Origin of the sequence: Siminovitchia acidinfaciens, assembly GCF_003605385.1 — a bacterium.
GTDB lineage: Bacteria > Bacillota > Bacilli > Bacillales > Bacillaceae_C > Siminovitchia > Siminovitchia acidinfaciens.
This window is the reverse complement of sequence record NZ_QYTV02000013.1, coordinates 51,873-73,700: the sequence shown is the minus strand read 5'-3', so window position 1 is coordinate 73,700 and position 21,828 is coordinate 51,873. Positions and strand designations below refer to the sequence as shown.

General features: G+C 41.5%; 24 protein-coding genes and 2 pseudogenes. 6 read left to right on the top strand and 20 right to left on the bottom strand.

What is annotated here, in order from left to right; translation table 11 throughout:
- Positions 1 to 9: 9 nt before the first annotated feature.
- The 7 genes from D4T97_RS19150 to D4T97_RS19120 form a co-directional block, all read right to left on the bottom strand.
- Entirely contained in the window at positions 10 to 597 is a 588-nt protein-coding gene (locus D4T97_RS19150; protein WP_126052373.1) for an undecaprenyl-diphosphatase, read from the bottom strand.
- 256 nt (positions 598 to 853) lie between these two features.
- The gene (locus D4T97_RS19145) at positions 854 to 1,039 is read right to left on the bottom strand and encodes a hypothetical protein (RefSeq protein WP_126052372.1); all 186 of its coding nucleotides are present in this window, start codon (positions 1,037 to 1,039) and stop codon (positions 854 to 856) included.
- An 18-nt stretch (positions 1,040 to 1,057) separates the two neighbouring features.
- On the bottom strand, positions 1,058 to 4,192 hold the full coding sequence (locus D4T97_RS19140; protein WP_126052371.1) for an AAA family ATPase: 3,135 nt from the start codon (positions 4,190 to 4,192) through the stop codon (positions 1,058 to 1,060).
- Positions 4,189 to 5,334, bottom strand: coding sequence for an exonuclease SbcCD subunit D (locus tag D4T97_RS19135; RefSeq protein WP_126052370.1), 1,146 nt, complete (start codon positions 5,332 to 5,334; stop codon positions 4,189 to 4,191). Before D4T97_RS19135 ends, D4T97_RS19140 begins: the two co-directional genes overlap by 4 nt.
- A 128-nt stretch (positions 5,335 to 5,462) precedes the next feature.
- A complete protein-coding gene (locus tag D4T97_RS19130) occupies positions 5,463 to 5,600 on the bottom strand; it encodes a YvrJ family protein (RefSeq protein WP_126052369.1) in 138 nt (45 codons plus the stop codon).
- 337 nt (positions 5,601 to 5,937) lie between these two features.
- Positions 5,938 to 6,156 (bottom strand): DUF2922 domain-containing protein, encoded by a 219-nt coding sequence (locus tag D4T97_RS19125; RefSeq protein ID WP_126052368.1) that lies wholly within the window; start codon positions 6,154 to 6,156, stop codon positions 5,938 to 5,940.
- A gap of 30 nt (positions 6,157 to 6,186) precedes the next feature.
- Entirely contained in the window at positions 6,187 to 6,405 is a 219-nt protein-coding gene (locus D4T97_RS19120; protein WP_126052367.1) for a DUF1659 domain-containing protein, read from the bottom strand.
- A 192-nt stretch (positions 6,406 to 6,597) separates the two neighbouring features.
- On the opposite strand from D4T97_RS19120, the gene D4T97_RS19115 reads away from it, so the two are divergent.
- The 3 genes from D4T97_RS19115 (at position 6,598) to crcB (D4T97_RS19105) (ending at position 8,005) form a co-directional block, all read left to right on the top strand.
- Positions 6,598 to 7,023, top strand: a complete 426-nt coding sequence (locus D4T97_RS19115) for a DUF2621 domain-containing protein (protein ID WP_126052366.1) — start codon at positions 6,598 to 6,600, stop codon at positions 7,021 to 7,023.
- Positions 7,024 to 7,256: 233 nt separating this feature from the next.
- Entirely contained in the window at positions 7,257 to 7,652 is a 396-nt protein-coding gene (gene crcB, locus D4T97_RS19110) for a fluoride efflux transporter CrcB (RefSeq protein WP_126052365.1), read from the top strand.
- Positions 7,649 to 8,005: a fluoride efflux transporter CrcB gene (crcB, locus tag D4T97_RS19105; RefSeq protein WP_126052364.1), complete on the top strand. Its 357-nt coding sequence runs from the start codon at positions 7,649 to 7,651 to the stop codon at positions 8,003 to 8,005. The genes crcB (D4T97_RS19110) and crcB (D4T97_RS19105) overlap by 4 nt, the downstream gene beginning before the upstream one ends.
- Here the strand turns inward: crcB (D4T97_RS19105) and D4T97_RS19100 are convergent.
- From D4T97_RS19100 to D4T97_RS19095, 3 genes are read right to left on the bottom strand one after another with little or no spacing between them, the layout of a single operon-like run.
- The gene (locus D4T97_RS19100) at positions 7,986 to 8,171 is read right to left on the bottom strand and encodes a GNAT family N-acetyltransferase (protein ID WP_126052363.1); all 186 of its coding nucleotides are present in this window, start codon (positions 8,169 to 8,171) and stop codon (positions 7,986 to 7,988) included. The genes crcB (D4T97_RS19105) and D4T97_RS19100 overlap by 20 nt on opposite strands.
- Positions 8,113 to 8,283, bottom strand: a complete 171-nt coding sequence (locus tag D4T97_RS20625) for a hypothetical protein (RefSeq protein ID WP_164525650.1) — start codon at positions 8,281 to 8,283, stop codon at positions 8,113 to 8,115. Before D4T97_RS20625 ends, D4T97_RS19100 begins: the two co-directional genes overlap by 59 nt.
- 43 nt (positions 8,284 to 8,326) lie before the next feature.
- A complete protein-coding gene (locus D4T97_RS19095; protein ID WP_408021629.1) occupies positions 8,327 to 8,815 on the bottom strand; it encodes a CcdC family protein in 489 nt (162 codons plus the stop codon).
- Between the two features lie 242 nt (positions 8,816 to 9,057).
- Between D4T97_RS19095 and D4T97_RS19090 the strand changes: the two genes are divergently transcribed.
- Positions 9,058 to 9,231 (top strand): Spo0E family sporulation regulatory protein-aspartic acid phosphatase, encoded by a 174-nt coding sequence (locus D4T97_RS19090; protein ID WP_126052361.1) that lies wholly within the window; start codon positions 9,058 to 9,060, stop codon positions 9,229 to 9,231.
- A gap of 213 nt (positions 9,232 to 9,444) precedes the next feature.
- Here D4T97_RS19090 and D4T97_RS19085 read toward each other — a convergent pair whose 3' ends face one another.
- From D4T97_RS19085 to D4T97_RS19060, 6 genes are all read right to left on the bottom strand, one after another.
- Positions 9,445 to 9,666, bottom strand: a complete 222-nt coding sequence (locus D4T97_RS19085) for a YneF family protein (protein ID WP_126052360.1) — start codon at positions 9,664 to 9,666, stop codon at positions 9,445 to 9,447.
- A gap of 76 nt (positions 9,667 to 9,742) precedes the next feature.
- Positions 9,743 to 10,180 (bottom strand): sporulation inhibitor of replication protein SirA, encoded by a 438-nt coding sequence (sirA, locus tag D4T97_RS19080; RefSeq protein WP_126052359.1) that lies wholly within the window; start codon positions 10,178 to 10,180, stop codon positions 9,743 to 9,745.
- Between the two features lie 237 nt (positions 10,181 to 10,417).
- Positions 10,418 to 12,433: a transketolase gene (tkt, locus tag D4T97_RS19075; RefSeq protein WP_126052358.1), complete on the bottom strand. Its 2,016-nt coding sequence runs from the start codon at positions 12,431 to 12,433 to the stop codon at positions 10,418 to 10,420.
- A 131-nt stretch (positions 12,434 to 12,564) separates the two neighbouring features.
- Entirely contained in the window at positions 12,565 to 12,798 is a 234-nt protein-coding gene (locus tag D4T97_RS19070; RefSeq protein ID WP_126052357.1) for a DUF896 domain-containing protein, read from the bottom strand.
- 87 nt (positions 12,799 to 12,885) lie between these two features.
- Positions 12,886 to 13,539, bottom strand: a complete 654-nt coding sequence (locus D4T97_RS19065) for a YneB family resolvase-like protein (protein ID WP_126052356.1) — start codon at positions 13,537 to 13,539, stop codon at positions 12,886 to 12,888.
- 23 nt (positions 13,540 to 13,562) lie between these two features.
- Positions 13,563 to 13,763 carry a hypothetical protein gene (locus D4T97_RS19060; RefSeq protein WP_126052355.1) on the bottom strand — a complete coding sequence of 67 codons (201 nt, stop codon included), beginning with the start codon at positions 13,761 to 13,763 and terminating at the stop codon, positions 13,563 to 13,565.
- Positions 13,764 to 13,921: 158 nt separating this feature from the next.
- On the opposite strand from D4T97_RS19060, the gene lexA reads away from it, so the two are divergent.
- Positions 13,922 to 14,551: a transcriptional repressor LexA gene (lexA, locus tag D4T97_RS19055; RefSeq protein ID WP_126052354.1), complete on the top strand. Its 630-nt coding sequence runs from the start codon at positions 13,922 to 13,924 to the stop codon at positions 14,549 to 14,551.
- Between the two features lie 62 nt (positions 14,552 to 14,613).
- On the opposite strand, the gene spoIIP is transcribed toward lexA, so the two are convergent.
- The 4 genes and pseudogenes from spoIIP to D4T97_RS19035 all read right to left on the bottom strand — a co-directional run bounded on the left by spoIIP (position 14,614) and on the right by D4T97_RS19035 (position 21,317).
- Positions 14,614 to 15,702, bottom strand: a complete 1,089-nt coding sequence (gene spoIIP / locus D4T97_RS19050; RefSeq protein ID WP_164525649.1) for a stage II sporulation protein P — start codon at positions 15,700 to 15,702, stop codon at positions 14,614 to 14,616.
- Between the two features lie 220 nt (positions 15,703 to 15,922).
- Positions 15,923 to 16,169 (bottom strand): annotated as a pseudogene (locus D4T97_RS19045) (DUF488 domain-containing protein).
- Between the two features lie 236 nt (positions 16,170 to 16,405).
- The gene (locus D4T97_RS19040) at positions 16,406 to 18,454 is read right to left on the bottom strand and encodes a catalase (protein WP_126052352.1); all 2,049 of its coding nucleotides are present in this window, start codon (positions 18,452 to 18,454) and stop codon (positions 16,406 to 16,408) included.
- Positions 18,455 to 18,905: 451 nt separating this feature from the next.
- On the bottom strand, positions 18,906 to 21,317 hold the full coding sequence (locus D4T97_RS19035) for a M14 family zinc carboxypeptidase (RefSeq protein ID WP_126052351.1): 2,412 nt from the start codon (positions 21,315 to 21,317) through the stop codon (positions 18,906 to 18,908).
- A 260-nt stretch (positions 21,318 to 21,577) separates the two neighbouring features.
- On the opposite strand from D4T97_RS19035, the pseudogene D4T97_RS19030 reads away from it, so the two are divergent.
- Positions 21,578 to 21,787, top strand: a pseudogene (locus D4T97_RS19030) (KGG domain-containing protein); the annotation flags it as partial.
- Positions 21,788 to 21,828 lie beyond the last annotated feature (41 nt).

Sequence of the window (21,828 nt, the reverse complement as noted above, 5' to 3'; positions counted from 1 at the left end):
GTAATCGCTTCACATGTTTCTATAAGTTTTTTGATCCTTAGACCTTCTGAATCCTTGTATGAGATTTTGATATAACGGATCCAGTAAACGTCTTTGTGATATCACCGCAGCTGTTACAATTAATGCGATTATTGCACCGGCCGTTACATCCAAAGGATAGTGAACACCAATATAAATCCTTGACAGTGCCATGAAAAACGCCATGATCAACAAAACACTTCCAATCTTTCTTCGGTACCAAAATAGTGCACAAGCCATTGCAAATGCCCCTGCTGAATGATTGCTCGGAAATGAAGGGTCCGAACTCACTTTGTCGCTTAATAAATTGACCGTATATGTAACAAATGGCCGAGGACGGAAGTACATCAATTCTATTACTTTGTTAATTCCAAGGACAATGATAGTTATTGTTAATGCATACAAGACAATTTTTCTATTGTCAATCGGATTCCCGGACTTTGAAAGCCACAACCATACAAAAACAAGCCCAAATAATATAGGGCCATATTTTGAAAATAGCATTACCGTTTGGTCAAGCAGATGGTTCTGTCCTGCAAATTGATTGAGCATATCAAATAACTGGTAATCAACATTCATCTTGGGTCTTCCTTTTTTTAAAAATGATATTTTATTATAACACATGGTAGGACGGACTTTCCTTAATAGTTTTTATGAAAAAACCATCCACCGGAACCTGGCCTTTGGATGGTTAAGTTTTTGCTATTCTATAAGGTCTCTTGACGGGTATATTCTTCGTAATTTTTCATTTGATTAATCAATACTTTTTCCATCTTTTTTAAAAAGAATCCCGCTCTGGCCAGGCTTAGAGCCCTTGGCAAGAGCAGGATTTTCTCTACGATGTTACCTTCCATTTCTTCCTGAATAAAACATTTACGACACCTGATGCGAGGAAAATAATAATTAGCAGGATTCCGATAAATGGATAGCTCAGCTTAAAAGCAAACCCGGCAAAGACTGCCAAACTGATGGAAATGAACCATCCAAACGCCTGTGTAGCGATATAAAAAGTCTTCTCCAAAGGGACCGCACCTCCTACTCATGATAAAAATACAAACTCAGTGCTGCTGCCGCTCTGACCAGCCAGCACTTCCAAACGGGCATCAATCCGCTCTTTCAATTCCGGAACGTGAGAAATGATCCCGACAAGCCTTCCGCTGCTTTGTATTTCCATTAATGCCTCAATGGCCTGGTCCAAAGATTCAGGGTCCAGTGTACCAAACCCTTCATCAATGAACATCGTTTCCAGCGAAACTCCACCTGCATGCTCCTGAACAACATCTGACAGGCCCAATGCAAGCGAAAGTGCCGCTTTAAAGCTTTCTCCGCCTGATAAAGTTTTAACATGGCGTTCCTGCCCTGTGTATTGGTCGAACACGAGCAGCTCCAAGCCGCTTTGAACATTCCCTTTTGAACGTTCTTTCTTTCTCAATAGCTGGTAGCGCCCGCTAGTCATTTTCAATAGCCTTCCGTTGGCAGCTGTGAGAATATCATCCAAAAACGAAGCAAGTACAAATCGCTCAAACGTCAGCTTGTATGTATTCTGCCCTCTTGTTATATCGGCTAAATGTCCAATGAGTTCATACTGTTTCTCAATCGCTTTAATTTGATGATTTAAACTAAGGACAGTTGATTGGACATCTTCATTTTTCTTAATATTCATCATTAAGCTTGAAAATTGTCCGTTCATTGCAAGGAGTGAATTTTCCTGTTCTTTGAATGCTTCATCCAACTTCTCAATATCTGGCCGGTCGACGCCTTTTAGGCGTGTTTCATAATCTTTAAGGCGGTCATTAATTGACCGGTATTCTTCCCCGTAAGCCTTGATCTCTTCTTCGGCCGCTTGAATCCATAGAGCATCCCTTTTAGATTCAGCATATTCAGTGTAAGCAGCAAATCCTTCTTGGTGGAGTTGGCTTAAAAACTTTTCCCGTTCCACATTTAATGAGTTTTGGACTTTTTCTACATCTTGCTTTAAATTATCCAGTGTCATTCTTTGGGCCGCCTGCTGTTCGTTTAGTCTGTTGCAAGCCTGCTGCGCTTTGTTTAAAGCTTCATCAAACTGCTGAATTTTCACCCTTAAGAAGGTTACTCTCTTGTCAAATTGCTCAATATTCTCTACGCCTTCCGGAAGGTTATGGGTAAAGCTTTGTACTGCTGCTTTCGTTTCTGCATATTCATTTGCAGTAACTCTTTCTTTTTCTGCAGTCTCCTCCATCTCTCTGTTCAAATCTTTGAGACTTCTTGTAAGTTTTGTCAGCTTGGCATCCAACTCAGGTATTTTATTTGTTTGATTGGTATTATTCCGGAGTTGATTGGAAGTCTCCGCTTTTTTATCCTGAAGCTCAACCAAGAGATGTGAAGCATTATCCAACTGGGCATCTGGCAAAAATTTTTTTACGGCTTCCAGTTTTTCAAATACTGTCTTCTCACATAAATCGACATCCGCTTTGGCTATCATCCATGTTTGCCTTACATCAGCAAGCTGCTCATCAATTAGTTGCGCATCCTTTTTTGCAGCTTCTAAATCTTCTTCACTGATGTGTCCTACTACAGTATGTGCCGGCAGAGGGTGTTCGGAGGAGCCGCAGACAGGACATGGCGATCCGGCTGCCAGTTTGCTGGCAAGGATTGCTGCTTGTCCTTTATACCACTTTTCCTCAATATGTTTCAGAGTTTCCGACGCATCTTGAGCTCTCGCTTTGGCCAGATTCAACGCTTTGTCCTGTTGATCCAATCGGTCTTTTGCGCTTTTCCTATCTACAATAGAGCCTGTCAATTGATCTAAAAGATCTATCATTTGAGCAAGCCGCAGGTTTTCTTCCATCAGGACAACATTTTGGTCTTGAAGTTGTCTAAGTCCGTTAAGATCACTTTGGTGTTTCTCAATCGCTTCGACCCATTCGGCCGCCTTCAACTTTCCTTTTTCAAGCAATTTGCGATAATTGTCTGCCTCTTGTTCCAGCCGCTGAAGATCCGCTTTTCGCTTGGAGAAAGAAAGAACTTCCTCACGCAAACTCTCAAGCCGTGTCATTTCAGCATGAAAGCTCTCCCTCTTGCTCTTGTTTTCCTCTTCACGTTTCAGTATTTCCATAGCGGAGGTTATTTCTTTCGAAATAAAGGCCAGTTCTTTTTCCACCTTGTTTTTTTTGCCTAATAGATCATCAATGTCTTTTTTCAGGCGTTGGCATATATTCTCCTGGTGCTCAAGGTTAGCCGCTCTTCTTGCAAGATCCACTGCTTTTCTTTTATCCTCGATCAGACTCTTTTTTTCATCCAGATTCGCTTTTTGCTTTGCCAGGTCGTCTCGGCTCTTCATTTCATTCAAAATGCTTTCCGCTTCATCTACTTTTCTTTTCGCCTCATCACGGTCTTTTTGTTTAATCTTTATGTTCTTTTCAATTTCGACAAGTGTTTGCTTCATTTCCACTGTGATTGCTTCGAGCATAGGCAGGATGATTGTATCACTGGGTGTTTGCTCTGCCAGAGCGGCTTCCAGTTCATCGTTTCCATTAGTGAAGATCTCTCTGAGCTTTCGACTCCTTTGATCAATTCCATTTTCCACTTCACCTTTAAGGAATCCCGCCTTTTCTTTCAGTTTCTCTTCTATTTTCTTGTACTGCTGGGTATGAAAAAGTCGCTGTAAAATAATTTCCTTTTCTTTACTGTCCGATGTAAGCAGCTTTCGGAAGTCACCTTGGGGAATCATTAATATCTGGCGGAATTGATTTGCATCCAGTTGAATGATTTCCCTGATCTTTTCATCCGTTTCCCTCACATTTGCCGCAAGCAGTTTGCGTGAACCCGTCCCATCAACTATATACATCTCCGCCTTGGCATTGACGATTGTATATCCGTCACCGCGCGATTTTCTTTTTTCCTGCTGAGGAGCACGCCAGATGTAGTAAATTTTATCTCGCAATTGGAATTCCAACGATACTTCCGTTGGCAGGTCATCCTTCGCAAAATGACTCCGTAAATCCGCGCCGTTCCTGTCCTCTCCGCTTGCTTTCCCATATATGGCAAAACTGATCCCGTCAAATATCGAGGTTTTACCGGCCCCGGTTTTTCCAGATATGACGAACATCGTCCGGTTTTGCAATTGGGTGAAGTCGATGACCTCAATGCCTGCATAGGGACCGAATGCCTGCATTTCCAATTTCAGTGGTTTCATACAAACAGCACCTCCTTACGAACACTGTCGATGACCTCTGTCATCAACTCCCGTTTTTGCTCCGTAAACTCACTCGTTGTCATTTCATTGTAAAACTCGGAAAAAAGATCTAGCTCCGTTTTTCTTTCGGTTTGGACAAGCCGGAGCGTTTGCCTTTTCTCCAAATCAATATTATCTATTTTTCGCTCCAAATGAAGAATATTCGGGTAGATGGCCCGCAATTTATTGATCGGATCCAGCAATGCCCCTTCATCCAAAAGGGTCACTTTTAAATAGTCTTCCAACCTTTGAGTCTCATAAAATGCCGGGTCCAATAATTCATCTATGTATCCGGTAATTTCTCTCATATCCTTTAGGGGTGTTAATGATTTCTCCTTAATTGCCAGATTCCCCTTAGAATCTATTTCAATGACTGATACGCTTTTTCGCTGCTTGGCTTCTGAAAAAGAATATTTCAATAGCGATCCGGAATAACGGATCGTATCGTGGCGAATTGCATCAGGACTATGCAGATGTCCAAGCGCAGTATATGTAAAAGGGCTGAAGCAGTCTGAATCAATACAGCCAGAACCTCCAACGGATAATATCCGCTCCGAATCGGTCGTTTTACCGCCAATTACAAATGCATGGCCCACCAAAATATTGACTTCATTTGGATCTATGTTTTTCTCTATTTCCCACGTGATACGTCGCATCGCTTCATCATGTGACTGGATGCTGGAATCTTGGAAAATCTCTCTTACAACACCCGGCTCAGCATAAGGAACAAGATAAAAGTTGATGCCATTCAACCTCACAGGTTCAAAACATCCAGCAAGCTTTCCTTGTAGATAAAAACCACTGTGGCGATACCAGGATGAGCCGAAAGCCAACCTTTCGGCACTGTCATGGTTCCCAGAGATGGCAAGAACCGGTGTTTTAAGTTCCACATTAATTTTAAACAAAACCTTCTCAAGCAATTGAACCGCTTCAACAGGAGGTACGGACCGGTCATATAAATCTCCGGCAATAATGACAGCATCCGGCTTCTCATTTGCGACTAGATCTACGAATTGTTCCAAAACCGCTTCCTGCTGATCTGTCATATATACTCCGTGGACAAGCTTTCCCAAGTGCCAATCGGCCGTATGAATGATCTTCACCCTTATCACCCTGTTTCTTCTTATTGTCTACTATTATAACAAATGTTCTTCTGTTATCTTTCGAAAACAAGAAAAAGCCAATCAGAAAATCTCTGATCAGCTTGAATCTGCCCCTTCCAAAAGGCTGCTCATCTTTCCATCCTTTCGGGGAGGCTCTGGATCGATTGAACAACATCTTCCAGCTTTGTTTCAATCCGGTATAATAAATAAAATGTAACAAGTGCCGGAAAGCCGACTTCGCTGATAAAGGGCAAAATCTGTTCCAAGGCTATTACCTCCTTTCTACGAAAAGCGCAAGCGACCGTTTAGCACCGACAAGCACAAGCCAATTCCCGAGGTGGCAGTTCCCTAGCCACCACAGGGAAACTACTGACATCAATCATCATGGTGCAACTACTTTGAATATGCTTCGTGCAGCTTTGCGACGAGCTGAACAAGAGTTCTTCGAGTAAGCCCTGGCGCAGGAGCACATTCTTCACGGATCAGCTTCCTTGCGGGCTTGTGACCTCGAGGAGCTGGGCGCTTTAGCTAGACAATCATTGTTATACTTACTTTATACCTCGGAAATTTTAAGGCTTGGACCGAGCCAAGCCTTTATCAAGTTTACTCCAGCGAATAATCTGTAACCGTACGTTCTACAAGTCGTGCCGCCTTCATTTCTTCGTATCTATATCCTTCGCTGTCGATGAATACCCCTGAATCAATGATGGACTGCATGGCATTTTTGACTTCTTCCGGGTTTACCGGCTCCTGGGGGTGGTCAATGTTAATTTTTGCCGTCTTGCCATCACTCGTAACAAAATGCAATTCAAGTATTTTCAACTCCTCACCTCCTTCCATCGCTTGAGGTCATTATGCATCGATGTCAAAGCTGTCGTTTCGCTCAATTGCCCAAATCGAATGTGCAGAAAGAGCACCAATTGCCTGGGCAGCCTGGTACAATTCCGATGCAGTTGCATCACGTCGGATATTGTTGAAAATCTTGTTTTTGTAAATAGGCTTAACCATACCGTCCGTGCCGAATTCAAACACCAGCCTCAACCTTGTCGATTTCAAAAAAGCGTTTGCCAAGTGCCTTCACCTCCTTTCACCTTCCATATAGGCGATTTGTCGATAGAAGGACACCATGCAAGAAAAAAATGTTGGAATTAAGAACAAAAAAGGCTTTTATTCGTTATTCAACAGGCAACAGCTTGTCACCAGCTTTTTTTATTGGCTATAATGTAAGTATGGCGAAAGCCCGCTTTATCAGGAGGGAAAGAAATGCTTGATGGTTGGTTTTTATTATTTATACTTTTTTGGGTAGTCGTGTTAATTACCCTTATGGGAATTGGCGGCTTTTTCATGTTTCGGAAATTTTTAAAACGGCTTCCTAAGCAAGATGGAAAATCAGATATGGATTGGGAAGAATATTTTGTTGAAAAAACTAAGGACCTTTGGACAGATGATCAGAACAAACTGCTGGACGAACTGGTCAGCCCGGTGCCAGAGCTTTTCCGAGATGTTGCCAGACATAAAATCGCAGGAAAAATTGGAGAAGTGGCGCTTGAGAAAAAGGCAAAACGCCTGGATCTTGATATCATTATCAAAGGGTATATAATGGCAACCCCGAAACGGGATCATAAATTTTTACGCAAAAAGATGGATGAACTGAATATTGATTTAGCACCCTACGAACACTTATTTTAAGGCTTCCCATATACGGAAGCCTTTCTCACTTTCACTTAAAAAAATGCGCAAGGCGCCCGCCTATCGGCGACAAGCACAAGACGAATTGCGAGAAGGCAGCTTTTCAGCCACCACAGCAATTTGGCTTGTGACCTCGAGCCGATGGCGCCTGAAGCTGGACAGATCAAATCATAATTCCAGTAAAAGACATCGTCCAATCTTATACTTCCTTAATACTTGAAAAAGGTGATTCAATGAATTATTTATCCGTAGGAATCGGCGGGATGGCGGGTAGTGTACTTCGTTATTTAATTAGTCTTTATACAATCAATCTATGGTCTGGCGGCTTTCCGCTCGGTACGTTCATTGCAAATATGTGCGGCTGTTTTTTGCTTGGACTGCTCACAGGAGTGAACGAAAATAAGGAGATCATTCCGAAATATATCATGCTCGGAGTCGGAACAGGAATGATTGGATCGTTGACGACATTTTCAACCTTCAGTGTTGAAACGTTCAAGCTATATGAGACAGCTTCCATATTTTATGCCGGAGTATACGTCTTCTTAAGTGCCGGATTGGGGTTATTGCTTGCATGGAGCGGATTTTATCTCGGTAAAAAAGACTCGGGGAAAGCGACGGTGAACCAATGAATATGATACTTGTAGCTATAGGGGGATTTTTTGGTGCAATGGCCAGGTTTTATGTAGGCAACAAATTGGTACCGACTGTAAAAAGTGGTTTTCCAGCAGGCACATTTTTCGTAAATATTACTGGCTCCTTTTTGCTGGGACTACTTACAGGAACAGTTGCGTCTACAACAACCAGCCTGTTGATTGGGATAGGCTTTTTGGGATCTTACACGACTTTTTCTACGTTTAAAGTGGAAATTATCCGCCAATTAGCGGATAAGAAGTCAAAAGAAGCGTTGCTTTACATGATAAGCAGTTATTTCGGTGGAATTGCACTGGCATTTATTGGGTTTGTTATTGGCAAAGCAGTTTAGACATCAAATACTCATCATGAAAAGCTCCATTAATAAGCAGGGAAGCCCTTTTTCTCCCTTCTATTTCAAATCCCATCTTATGATACAGACCAACTGCCGCCTGGTTCTCACAAACGACCGTCAATTCTAATCTTAAAATCCCGCATTCTTCCGCCCACTTTTCCATTTCCTGAAAAAGTTCCAGGCTCCATAAGCATATATTCGGATTCCAAATCTACTTGATTGAGCAATTGGATAAAGTCCCCGGCATCTTGGGGTGTGATTTCCCTAATCTTCATTCTGTCTCCCCCCCTTTTTAAGGGGATTACTCAAGTGATATTACTATTCTTCCAGAAGGATTGGCTTCCCTTCATTTAATTTCAAGCTTAATTTCTTATATTGCAAATACATGGCGAGACGCCATGGTACAATCATTCCAAAAGCAAGTATCCAAAACATTCCGCTTAGCTGCCCCACATCAATTGATTGGCTAAGAATAGTCTTCAGCAACAGACGAATGAGTAGCAGGCCAATCAATATGAACCCGAAAGCTTTGGATCTTTTAAGATAGATGGCTTGTTCACGAAGTTCAAATTTGGACGTTTTTATTAGTAGGATAGAAAACATCATGCCAACAATTACAGCTTCCAAAATTTCCATGCCTGTTACACGAAAATAAGGGTGCAGAAACATTAAAGCCCCTGTACTCATAAAAACTGGCGGCAGCAGGATTTTCTTTGTTGATACTGGTTTTCGAGACGCTTTCATACGTACAAATAAAGCAAGAACACCCATAAAAAGGGCGGCCACAGATGAAAAAATTATGCTCATGCCAGTCATCCCTTACAATTAGATTTGCAGTTTTTTTCCACTACCATTATATATCAAAAATTCATTGCTTCCAAAATTTTTAATGTAGACTTATATATAACAAGTTCAGAATTCGTCGAAAAAAGAATGATATATTTTCTGAATAATGGTAGAAAAGTTGGATATATATTTGCTATAATATAGATGACAAACATTTAAATATAATATAGACATGCAGGTTTCTAAGAAGGGAAGATTTTCAAGTGAAAGAATATTTGCGTGAGGAAATTGAGAGAAAAAGAGAAGAATTGTTTGAAGTTACAAAAAGCACTAGCCTCACATCAAGACTTGCACTCAAATACAGCGAAGAATTGGACTTATTATTAAACCAATATGAAAGCATCGTCTCGCACGATCTGCAGCAGACTGCAAACTAACATTCAAGAAACCGGTTCCTCATAAACCGGTTTCTTTCTTTAGGTGCCTTTTTTATTTTCATGTCATATATGCTTAAATCCACTGATAACAAAAAAACCACATCCTCTGCTAGTTATCGTTAACAGAAAATGTGGTCTTTTTGGGGGTTACATTGGCAAAAAATTAACCCCAACTATGGTTTTCGAAGTCACAAGCAATGATAAATTCTACAATTACTTGGTATCCATCTGCTTTTTCATCATGCCCATCATCTGGTTGATTTTCTTCTGCGAAGGTTTTTGACCCATTTGCATCATCATCATTCGTAACATCTGTTCATTGATTGGCGGGTTTTTCTTAAGGTAATCCATCATATATTTACGGGCGATGAAGAAACCAAGCGCTACTCCAGCCAATAGAGCGATCGCGCCCGTTAAAATCAATTGCCAAACCATCCAAAAATTCCTCCTTCGTGTTGTCTCATTTCAGTTTACTGAATCCCCGAATATTATACAACACTTGGGCACGATTTCATATGTATTTTCTTTCTTTTACGGGTTTTATCCAGCCATATCTTTCATTTTCTATATCAACAGCAAAGAAATGTCCATTGAATTTCCTTAACACTTCAAAGAAAATGGTCTCGGACTCAAAGCCGCCCCATGCATTCAACTGAAGCCACTCTTCTTCTATCGCCAGTTCCGCACCATCCTTTTCTTTAGCATGGCCTGTACAATATACTTTTCCTTTAATATAAATGTACTGGTTATGCACTATTTGGGAGAATAACTTATGTAAATCCAAATATGGCAAAGGCTCTGTAATATACTCTATTTGCTTCTGTATGATTTCCTGCAAACTTCCATTGGAAGAGTGGCTGCCGGCAAATAATTGGAAAAATCGGCTTTCACGCCCATAAAAATAGTCAGCAAATTCATCTTTTATCAAATAAATAAAGTATGTTCTCATAGGAACTTTCACTCCATTGCCAGTTTTCTCCTATTATAGGTAAAGTAAAATGAAAAGTTTGTCAATTGTTGTAATTATACAATTTTTTCAGGTCTATTTTTCGTGTGTTTTATAGGTAGATTAGTTCCATTATGAATTTTATTAAAGCAATAGGCAAATGAAAAGAAAAAAAGAGGAGGATAATCCCCCTCTTATTAAACTGCAATAAGATATTTCAAGTTCTAAGGCAAACGCTGATTAATTAAAGAGTGCCTTAACTTTTTCAACAACGTTGGCCGCCGTAAATCCATACTCTTCAATCACCTTGTCGCCAGGTGCGGAGGCTCCGAAGCGGTCAATGGCTAAAATATCTCCTTCATCTCCCGTGTATCTTTCCCAGCCAAGGGAGGATCCCATTTCAATGGCCAGGCGCTTTTTAACAGATGATGGAAGAACAGATTGCTTGTATTCTTTAGATTGTTTTTCAAATCGATCCCAAGATGGCATGCTTACAACTGCTGCATCAACACCCTCTTCATATAAGGCTTTTTGTGCTTCAACAGCCAGATTCACTTCGGAACCAGTCGCAAGCAATAACACATCGGCTTGTTCTTTTTGAGCTGGAGAAATGATGTAAGCACCCTTCTCTACGCCCTCTTTCGCCCTATCTGCGGAATTAGGGAGCGTCGGCAAGTTTTGTCTTGTCAACACCAAGACGGTCGGTTGTTTCTCTGATGCTACAGCCAGTCTCCATGCTGCAGCCGCCTCATTTGCATCACCAGGCCTGATGACAGAAAGGCCAGGCATAGCCCTTAATGATGCCAGCTGTTCAATCGGCTCGTGGGTAGGACCATCTTCACCAACTGCAATACTGTCATGTGTAAATACATAAGTTACAGGCACTTCCATCAATGCCGCAAGACGGATGGCAGGACGCAAGTAATCGGAGAAGACAAAGAACGTTCCGCCGAACACCTTCAAACCTCCATGGAGGGCCATTCCGTTCAGCGCTGCACCCATCCCAAACTCGCGGACACCGAACCAGATATTTTTCCCTGCGTAGTTATCTGCGCTGAAATCCTCTTCGCCTTTGATCATTGTTTTGTTTGAACTGGCAAGGTCAGCTGCACCGCCGAATAAATTTGGCACATTCTTCGCAATACCGTTCATGATTTCATTGCCTGAGGCTCTTGTCGCCAGGCTTTTCCCTTCTTCATAAACAGGGATATCCTTATCCCATCCTGCCGGAAGCTTGCCTTCCACTGCATTCTGTAACGTTTCGGCTAATTCAGGATATGCAGCTTTGTATGTTTGAAATAACTGATTCCAATCGGCTTCTTTATCTCCACCGCGCTTGACTGTTGTCTCTTCAAAATACTCATAGACTTCCTCAGGTACATAAAAATCTTCTTCATAAGTCCATTTGTAGTATTCCTTTGCCAATTTCATTTCAGCTTCACCAAGCGGGCTGCCGTGCGCATCAGACTTGCCGGATTTATTTGGTGAACCGTACCCGATTACTGTCTTCACTTCAATGAGGGTAGGACGGGATTTTTCCGCTTTCGCAGCTTCAAGCGCCTGTTCGATTTCTTCCACGTCATTACCGTTTTCAACACGGATATATTGCCAGCCGTATGACTCGAAGCGCTCACCCACATTCTCTGAGAATGATTGAGAAAGATCGCCGTCAAGCGTGATGTCATTGGAATCGTATAACATGATCAATTTTCCAAGCTTCAAGTGCCCTGCGAGGGAAGCAGCTTCGGAAGCGACACCTTCCATCAAGTCACCGTCTCCGCATAAAGCATATGTATAATGATCTACGATATTGAAGTCATCTTTATTGTATGTTGCAGCTAAATGCCGCTCTGCCATCGCCATTCCCACGGCCATGCCAACACCTTGGCCAAGCGGTCCTGTCGTCGCCTCTACCCCAGAAGTATAACCGTATTCAGGGTGACCCGGCGTTCTGCTGCCCCATTGGCGGAAATTTTTAATATCTTCCATCGTTACATCATATCCAGATAAATGAAGAAGGCTGTATAAAAGCATGGAGCCGTGCCCAGCAGACAATATGAAACGGTCACGGTTGAACCATTCCGGATTTTTTGGATTATGATCCATTTGGCGTGTCCATAACGTATACGCCATGGCCGCTGCCCCCATCGGCAAGCCAGGGTGGCCTGAATTTGCCTTTTCTATAGCATCAATCGAAAGCGTACGGATTGTATTAATGGATAACGCATCGATTTCTTTAAAATTTTGATCAGTCATCATGATTCTTCCTTTCCCTAATGGTCATCATTCTTATCATAAAGATATTGATAAAATTACACAACTATTTCAAAGTATTTCTGAAAAAAGAAGCGGGGCAGTTCACCTCAGAGCCCCGCTTCTTTTTAACATTAATGCAATCCTTTATTCTGCTGGATTTTTCGTAACTTCATGGGTGTCACTTCATCACCGTTCGTATCAAACACCCGGGTGTTCTCGATTGTCTGTCTCATTGAAGCCCGTAGGGATTGTAAATATTCTCCTCTAAGCTTTGACTGCTCTTTTGCTTCCGCTGTCGTCAAACCTGTGCTTTTAGACTTTTTTGCCAGTTGGTTGATTCTTGCGAGTTTTTCTTTTGAAAGCATAAAAAAACTCCTTTGTTTTCATTTCATTCTCTAGTAATACTACTAGAAAAGCTCGATGAAAACAACGAAGGAGTTTTAAAAAATAATCTATTTATGGGTGTCAGCCTGATCCATGTATTCCTGGTATCTTCTATGTACTGTCGCTTTCGAAACATCGTAGCCAAAGCCTTTCATTACAGAGGCAATCTCTTCAAATGTCAGTTTGTTTTGTCTGAGTCGGACAATCTCTTTCACTGGGATATCTTTCCGATCCCTTCCATTTATGTTTCCGCGGTTCTTCAAATTTTGTTCCGGACGATAGCCTTTTGCGACCGCTCTTTTCATCCCGCGCCTGATTTTTATGTTATGCAGTTTACGCTGATACTCCTCTATCATCCCTATTATATTGAGAAGCATGGAATCCGTTTCGGATATTTGAAGTTCCCCGTCGTGAGCAAGGGAATACAGCTTGACTTTTTCTTTAAAGAATAAATGTATGAGTGCGATTTTTGCGTTTCCTCTGCCGAGCCTTGTTTCATCCTGAACAAGTACAGCATCAATGGCTCCAGTAGATATTTTATCAAGCATTTCGAGCAAGCCGGGCCTGTCCAAATCATATCCGCTCGACTGGTCATGAATAATGGAATCTATATGAAAGCCCCATTTGCCTGCAGCAGCCGCCAGTTCCTCTTCCTGCCTGGCCAAAGAAGTTTCCTGCGCTTGTTTATCGGTGCTTACCCTGCAATAAATGATCACTTCCATACAATCAACTCCCCCTACAAAAGTCACTCAAACATCCGTTCTCCATTTACAATGATTCCCTGGCTGTTCTGCTTTTGATCGATAAAAACATTCTCCTGCTTTCCCATTAGAGGCCCTTGATGCGACTCCTCTTTAGTCAAGTTGCTTATGAATAATAGACCCATGGCCATTGTAAGTATAAAAAAGATGACAACAAATGAATGATTCCTAATTAATGATAACATGAATATCATCTCCCGAATGTTTGTTCGTATAACTACAAATTCATTATATACCGAACATAGGTTTGTGTCAAACAAAAATTCGAACTTACGTTTGTATTAAGAAAAACCTCATGCTATAATATGGTTAACTCAAAACAGAGATAAAAGGGTGTGAAATAATGTCCAAGCTTTCAAAAAGGCAGGAAGATATTTTGACCTTCATTAAAGACGAAGTGAAGAAAAAGGGTTACCCACCATCCGTACGTGAAATTGGAAAAGCCGTTGGTTTGGCATCCAGTTCAACTGTTCACGGGCATTTGGAGAGACTAGAGAACAAAGGCTTGATCAGAAGAGATCCGACCAAACCAAGAGCCATTGAAATTCTGGATCAGGATCAAGCTGAGGTCACCATCCCAGCTAAAAATGCTGTCAATCTTCCCCTTGTCGGTAAAGTTACAGCAGGTGTTCCTATTTCCGCTGTGGAAAATATTGAGGAATATTTCCCATTCCCCGAACAACTGGTTCCATCCGACAAACAAGTATTCATCCTTGAAATTGTCGGTGAGAGTATGATTGAAGCCGGGATTTTAGACGGTGACTACGTCATCGTAAGGCAACAGCAAACGGCGAACAACGGTGATATTGTCGTTGCGATGACCGATGAAAACGAAGCTACGGTCAAAAGATTTTATAAAGAAAACGGCTACTTTAGACTCCAACCGGAAAACTCCAATATGGAACCGATCATCGTACAGAACGTATCCATACTTGGAAAAGTTGTAGGTCTTTACAGAAGAGCCATCCATTAAGTCCGGGCCTGAGTATGGGCTCTTTTTTTTCTTTCAAACACCCGGCTTGATGTATTTTACTATTATTTATTCACCTCAACCGATTCACCCCAATAATATTCACTTATAACATCCGCAAGTGCGTCAGCCGTCCTATTCAGTTCTTCCAGCGTATTGTCGACTCCACCTATTTCTATAAGCAGTGCATTCGCAGCCAAGTCCTGGTTATAAATGCCGTTGTTTCCTCCAGCTTTTGGCTTTCCGAAAACTCCGCGCGATAATCCGGGATATTTCTTTTGGATCGCATGGTGCAGTTCAGTGGCAAATTTTGAGTTCTTTTCATATTGGGGATGCCCCTCACCGATGACAAATAAAGACTTTGCATATTTTTTTCCATTGATTTCAGTTGTGGTGACCGCCCGTCTTGATGAATCACGATGTATATCAAAGTAAAATTGGATCTTATTATTTTGGTTCATTGCTTCGACAGCAACTTCCCTTGAAACGATGTATGATTGGCCGTATTTCATACCCCTTTTTTTCAGCATCCCTTGGATATCCATTTTATTGACTAACGTTTTGACCCCTTTTTCCTCAAGTTTTTTTCCAAGTCTTTGTCCGACCAATGAAATGTTTTTTTCCTTATGCCAGGCAAGATTCGGATTCGTCACTCCTGGAAGCATTGGTAAAAAGGATTCTGTATTGTGTGTAAAATAAATAAAAGCAACGTAGTCCTTCGTTTGATGCTTTTCCTTGATTGGAGATTCTTCCGCCAGCTCCTCTTCTTCACTCCACATATCTAAATCACTTGGCGGCGGTGTCTCAATCGGCAAATTCGTAAAATCAGTTCCTTTCCCCGCAACTATAATTTTAGGTGAGGCGGCATTCAGTCCAGGTATTTCGCTGACAAGAAAAGATTTCATGTTCCTAAGATTGATGTTTGTAAAGAGCTCTAATGCATCCCTTCCAAATGAACGCTCATACCCTTCCGGAAGGATACTTTTTAAAGACTGGTTCTCCAATGACATGATATATAAAAACGAATCGGTTCTTGCCGGGTCATTGCCGATAAAAGACAGCAAGCCTACTTTAATGCTTGAAAAGGCGATGACGGAAACCAGACAAAAAAGAGCAGTGACAATTGCAAAAGATTTAGCAGCAAGTTTTAGCATCGTTTTCATCCTTTATCTGATAACGTGTTTATTAATTTATATGAAAACGATGAAAGAGTATGATAGAAAAAAATCCATGAGTCCGGTAGGATCCATGGATTTTTTCTACATCTTCTATTATTCTTTATCTAAAATTACCGTCTTTAGTACGACCCCCTGGTTATGCTTTTCATCTTGGGCACTATACAGCAGAGTGATATTTTCAGCCTTCAGCGCTCTCTCAACTCTTCCAATTTCCTCTGACTTTCCTCACTCTCTGACAAAAATGATTGATAGCGCCTCGTAAACAGATTGAATTTTTTTGGATCTGCTGAAACCATTTCCTCAGTTCTCTACTCGGAGCAAGCTCTTTCATCCATAAATAGATCTGTGCCTTCGCTTTGCGGCCAGATCCGGTCGACTAAGAAACGGAAACCATAATCAGATGAAGGTTCATCGTAAATCCTTTTAACTTGAATTTCCCCCACGGATCGACCCCCCTTTCAACAAATCATTTTCTATACATAGCACATGGGAATGATAATACCAATAATTCGGTAAAGAGTTGATTATTTATGCATGCAGGTAAATCATTGCTGGTCATTATTAATGGTATTATCGTAAAGGTAGATAAATGTTTGCTCAGACTATGACGATAAAAATGCAGAAACGAACGAGCAAAATAAAAAAGCGAGGTCGGATTTAATCCGACCTCGCTTTTTCCTTAATAGGTTTTCCTGTTCCAGAAACGGTGTTCGGCTATTGCTTTCGTATATTCTTCTAAGAAATCTTCGGGTGTATCACCTTTTATAATGCCGGCATTGCTTGGCAGCTCCAATTCATCCAGCAGTTTAGCCCCCTCATAGGAAGCTCCAATCGGCTTATAATGCGAGAAAGCTTCCTTGATAAAATAAGCTGCATCTTGGACAAATTGATGACTGACGTCTGTCCCTCCAATCACATAAACCGAATCAAACAATACTGAGTCGCTCGTAAGGAAGGTTTGATCCACTTGAATAACAGACCCCTCTCTCCCTTGTATCCTCCCTTGCTTTTCACTTATAACTACAGGCATTGTTCCTAGATTTTCAAGCGCTTCTATGACTACTGCAGCATTCTTATTAAAACCTTGACCGATCAATACAGCAATTTTTCGAGTATCCGTCTTTTTAACGGTATTTTCTTGGCTGAGGGCCGGTGAAGAATTTGTAATTTGTGGTCCTGTAAAGTTGCTCGGAGGATTAACTCCTACATTTTCTGCAACAGTCTTTGCCAGTTCAAGATTGATGTTTGCAAGCATATCAACTACCTGCTGGCGTACACTTTTTTCTTTACACATCCCCAATTCGAAACTGAAGGCACTGATGATATGCTCCTTTTCAGGATTGCTCATGCTATTCCAAAACAGGATTGCTTGAGAAAAATGGTCCCTGAAGCTATCGCTTCTCGCACGGATTTTCCGTCCATCTATTTTTTCCTGATAATGCGTATATCCGCCCTCTTCTTCACTTGATGTGGAAGGGGTATTGTCTGCAAGCGAGTTTTTATGATAGCTTACTTGACCTACATTTATCGTCTGTCTTCCATATCCATCCCGCTGATTATTGTGGAATGGGCAAACCGGCCTGTTAATCGGCAGTTCGTGAAAGTTAGGGCCGCCTAGGCGTATTAGCTGAGTATCTGTATAAGAGAATAAACGCCCTTGTAATAAAGGGTCATTCGTAAAGTCTATACCCGGAACCACATTTCCCGGATGGAATGCCACCTGTTCGGTTTCGGCGAATACATTGTCAACATTTCGGTTCAAAGTCATTTTTCCGATGATTTTCACCGGTACCACTTCCTCCGGCCACAGTTTGGTAGGGTCGAGAATATCGAAATCAAATTTGAATTCGTCTTCTTCATCAATGATTTGGATACCAAGCTCAAATTCCGGAAAATCTCCGTTTTCAATCGATTCGTATAAGTCCTGGCGGTGAAAATCCGGATTTTTTCCATTTAATTTTTGGGCTTCATCCCAAACAACCGAATGGACACCCAGCTTTGGTTTCCAGTGAAACTTTACAAAAGAGGCCTGGCCTTCCTCATTAACAAATCGGAACGTATGAACACCGAACCCTTCCATCATGCGAAAGCTTCGTGGTATCGCCCGATCTGACATTGCCCACATAATCATATGAGCCGACTCCTGATTATTAGCGATAAAGTCCCAAAAAGTGTCATGTGCGGTCGCTGCTTGCGGAATTTCGTTATGCGGCTCTGGTTTGAGAGCATGTACCAAGTCGGGGAATTTAATGGCATCTTGAATGAAGAAAACCGGTATATTGTTACCTACTAAATCATAGTTTCCTTCTTCCGTGTAAAATTTTGTTGCAAAGCCCCTGACGTCTCTTGCCAGTTCCCCAGAACCACGTGATCCTGCCACTGTAGAAAACCGGACAAATACAGGAGTTTTTTTTCCTGGTTCCTGTAAAAACTTTGCTTTCGTATATTTTTTCAATGATTCATATACCTCAAATTCACCATGTGCAGCATATCCTCTTGCATGAACAACCCTCTCCGGAATCCGCTCATGGTCAAAGTGCGTCATCTTTTCACGGAAATGGAAATCTTCCATAAGCGTAGGGCCACGTTCACCAGCTTTAAGTGAAAATTCATCCTCCGATAGTTTAAGCCCCTGGTTCGTTGTCATTTTTTTGTCTTTGTCACGGGAACGATAATTTTCCAGTTGTTTATCTTTGCTGTTGCGGTGTTGTTTGCTATCATCCTGCATCTTTATAAATCCTCCCCTGTTAATCATCTCTATATAACTCACTACCCTATCTTTTATATTGGAAACCATGAGATTTGGAGGAACTTTTCTTTTTGAGAAAGGACGTTCATAAAGTGGTAAAGAAGAATCGGTGGAAAAAATATTATTTGCTGACTTGATGCCTCGTTCTATTCTTGAGCGGGATAAGTTGGTACGTTACAAATAAAGGAATATTATAAAAGGGCTCTCCCTGGGGACTTTTGAATACCGAGGATTCAGTAACTGAACCGAGGATCGTACCAATATACCCGCCCCGGGATGGAATAAGCCCGTTCGTGACCGTTCACACAACTTTTCGCAGGGAAAACTGTACTTTCAAAAGGGTACATAAAAAAGCAGATGGAAAAACGAATAAATCGTTTCCATCTGCTACTTTTTTTATGTGCTTTAAAACAGCGCCATATGATTGCTCTTATTCGCTATAAATAGCATTTGAGAGCAGTCTGAACAAGTAATCTGTATGGTCGCGGAAACCTGCTTCCAGAGCAATCAGTGTGACATCTTTATTATTATCTTTGATAATCACCGGCTGGCCTATCGCTCCGGTACGGTCTCTCCAATGACCGGCAAGGAAGAAGTCGTCGGAGTTCTTGTATCTGGCAAGGACTGTATAGTCTCCTGTATTTGTATACCACGCTGGGCGGTAGACAAATCCGTAATCCGTGGAATCGTATCCGGCTGTCAATTGAGATGTCTCGTAATCTACCAAAACAATCCCGTTACTGTCAGATCCTCCGGAGCTGACTCCTGCAGTCGCCAATCCGAGTGTCCTTGTTGCAGAAGATCCTTGCTGGCCGACGGCAATATATTTTCCGCCATTATTAACAAATGCTTGGACTTTTTCCCTGAACTGGGTAACCTGTGCCTGATTTTCCAGACCAAACTCCCTGTTTGAGGCAGATGTTTGAACAGCGATCATTCCTGTAGAGCCGCTGTAAACAAAAACATCTGTATCCCCAAGTCCATTCACTGCAACGTCTCGTGGGGTTTTTTCAGTTACATTAAAGCCCAGCCTTTCAAGCGCCAATCTGGTTCCAGCGTGGGATTGAACCTTTCCAAGACCGCCATCACGCAAGATTGTAACTTTCAAGTCTTGTAACTGCACCGCATCTTTAGGAACTGCCCCTGACTCAACTGTAATACCTGAATCCATTACAAGTTTTTTTAGTGTCGGGTTCATGCCGCTATCAATATGGAAATCTCCGTTATCTGCACGTTTCACAGTAAAGCCGTTTTGAATTAAAGAGTTTGCCAACTGAACAGCTTTGACGGATGTGTTAGGAACGACGTATGGCCCTTTGCCTACCAATTTGCCATCATTATTGACATGCTTTACTTGGGATGTATGGACGCTGAAGTCGCTTTTTGCAGGAACTTCGACTGCTTCAAATCCCCATAATTCCGGTAGGTTCCAAGCCGAAATGTCATACATGTTTGGAATATCATTTGAAATATCTTCTCCATCCCAAAGCATTGTGTTTGCCAAGCCGGCTTTGGCCTGATCCATTTCAACCACAAAAGTTCCTTTTGGATATTTCTTTCCATCAAAGGAGAAATCCTTCTGTGCTTCACTTACAACGATATCGTTTGCAATCAAATGCTCTACCGCTTTTTTGGTAGCTGTCGGATCTTTTTCATCTGCAGGAAGGATGTATGCTTTCGGAAAGAAGCCTTCTTTATGATACGGATGGTCAAAGTTGATACCGCGCTTAAACATTTCAATCTGGTCTTTAACCATGTCTACTTTATTTTCGCTGGAATATTTCAATGCTCCCATTACTGCGTCATACATCCATTTTACTCCGTCCCAGTCATTGGTAGGAGTTTCAAGCGTAAAACCATAAGACCCATGATACATGGCATACATCGGTGTAAAAATAGGAGGATAATCATCCCATCCGGAAGAATTGTCACGAATCGGGATTCTGGTGCCTGTCATTTTATGATAATCAACCCGGGAAACAGCTGTATTTGTATTTTCATAAGTATCTTTTTTATCCATAATTTCCGCTTCCATAGCTACCGCTTGATTTGTTGCCCATTTTAAATACAAATCATGTTGGTAGTTTGGATTGTGTGGCGGCGTACATGGCTCGATCAACCCTTGCCTAGTGCCCCCTGATTGTTTAACATACCCGTGAAGATCAAGGAATACCATAGGATTCCACTCTGTAATCAGATCAACCATCTGCCTTGTTTCAGGCTGTGAACGGGTAATGAAATCACGGTTCAAATCAATTCCGTTTCCATTAAATCTGGTGGCATCTACCCTGCCGTCCGGGTTTGCCACTACGTTAAAGACAATGATATGATCTTTTAAAATTTGTTTCGTCTCTTCGTCATTGTCATTGGAAAATCTATCAATCAAGTGGAGGATTGAATCCGTTCCTGCAAATTCAGTACCATGGATCGATCCATTGACCATGACAGGAATTTTCAGGTCGGGATGCTTGTCTATAAATGCCTGAGCCTTGTCAGGATTATTAAACATCTGCTTTCTGATAGCCTGGTACTTTCCAAACTTACCCTTCGCCTGTGGATCGGAAACTGTAACAACAAGCATATCAAAGCCGTCAGATGAAACTCCCCGCTTTTCAATGGTGACCCGGTTGCTGTCTTTCGTAATTTCTTTCAATTTCGCTTCCAATTGTGAGTATTTGACAAAATTATAATTCTCACTATTGAAAAGGCTTTCATCTTTTTCATCGTAAGAAGTTTCATAAACGTTCACGTTATGCCATTGAAACGGTGCTTCCGCCATCACCGCAAATGGCGCTGAAAGCATGCTTACACTTAATACCCCTGCAGCAAATTTCTTTTTCATTTGAGCATTTTCCTCCCCTTTTATCAAAATAGTCCAACTATTGATAGTTTATCCTAATAACTATCTTTTTGTTATCAGACAATATTCCCGTTTAATAAAGGTAAAACAGGTATAAGCACCCGATAAGCGTATATTACTTTAGTCATAGGGTGGTGAGATTAATAGGGAGCTTTTAAGAATCTTTCGATAAAATGTTTCATCTAAAATTTCTCGGGAATCAAGAGGAGTAGAAACACAATACATCAAAGGAGGATTTTATCATGGCAGACAAAAATAACAACAATAATAAAATGACGGTGGAAGAAGCAGGACGTAAAGGTGGAGAAGCGACTGCAAGAAATCACGACAATGAATTCTACCAAGAAATAGGTCGTAAAGGCGGAGAAGCCACATCTAAAAATCACGATAAAGATTTTTATGAAGAAATTGGCCATAAAGGTGGAAAAGCCCGCGCGGAACAGCGTGATAAGTAAAACCACAACGAAATAATTAAGCACAGAGCCGTATTGGC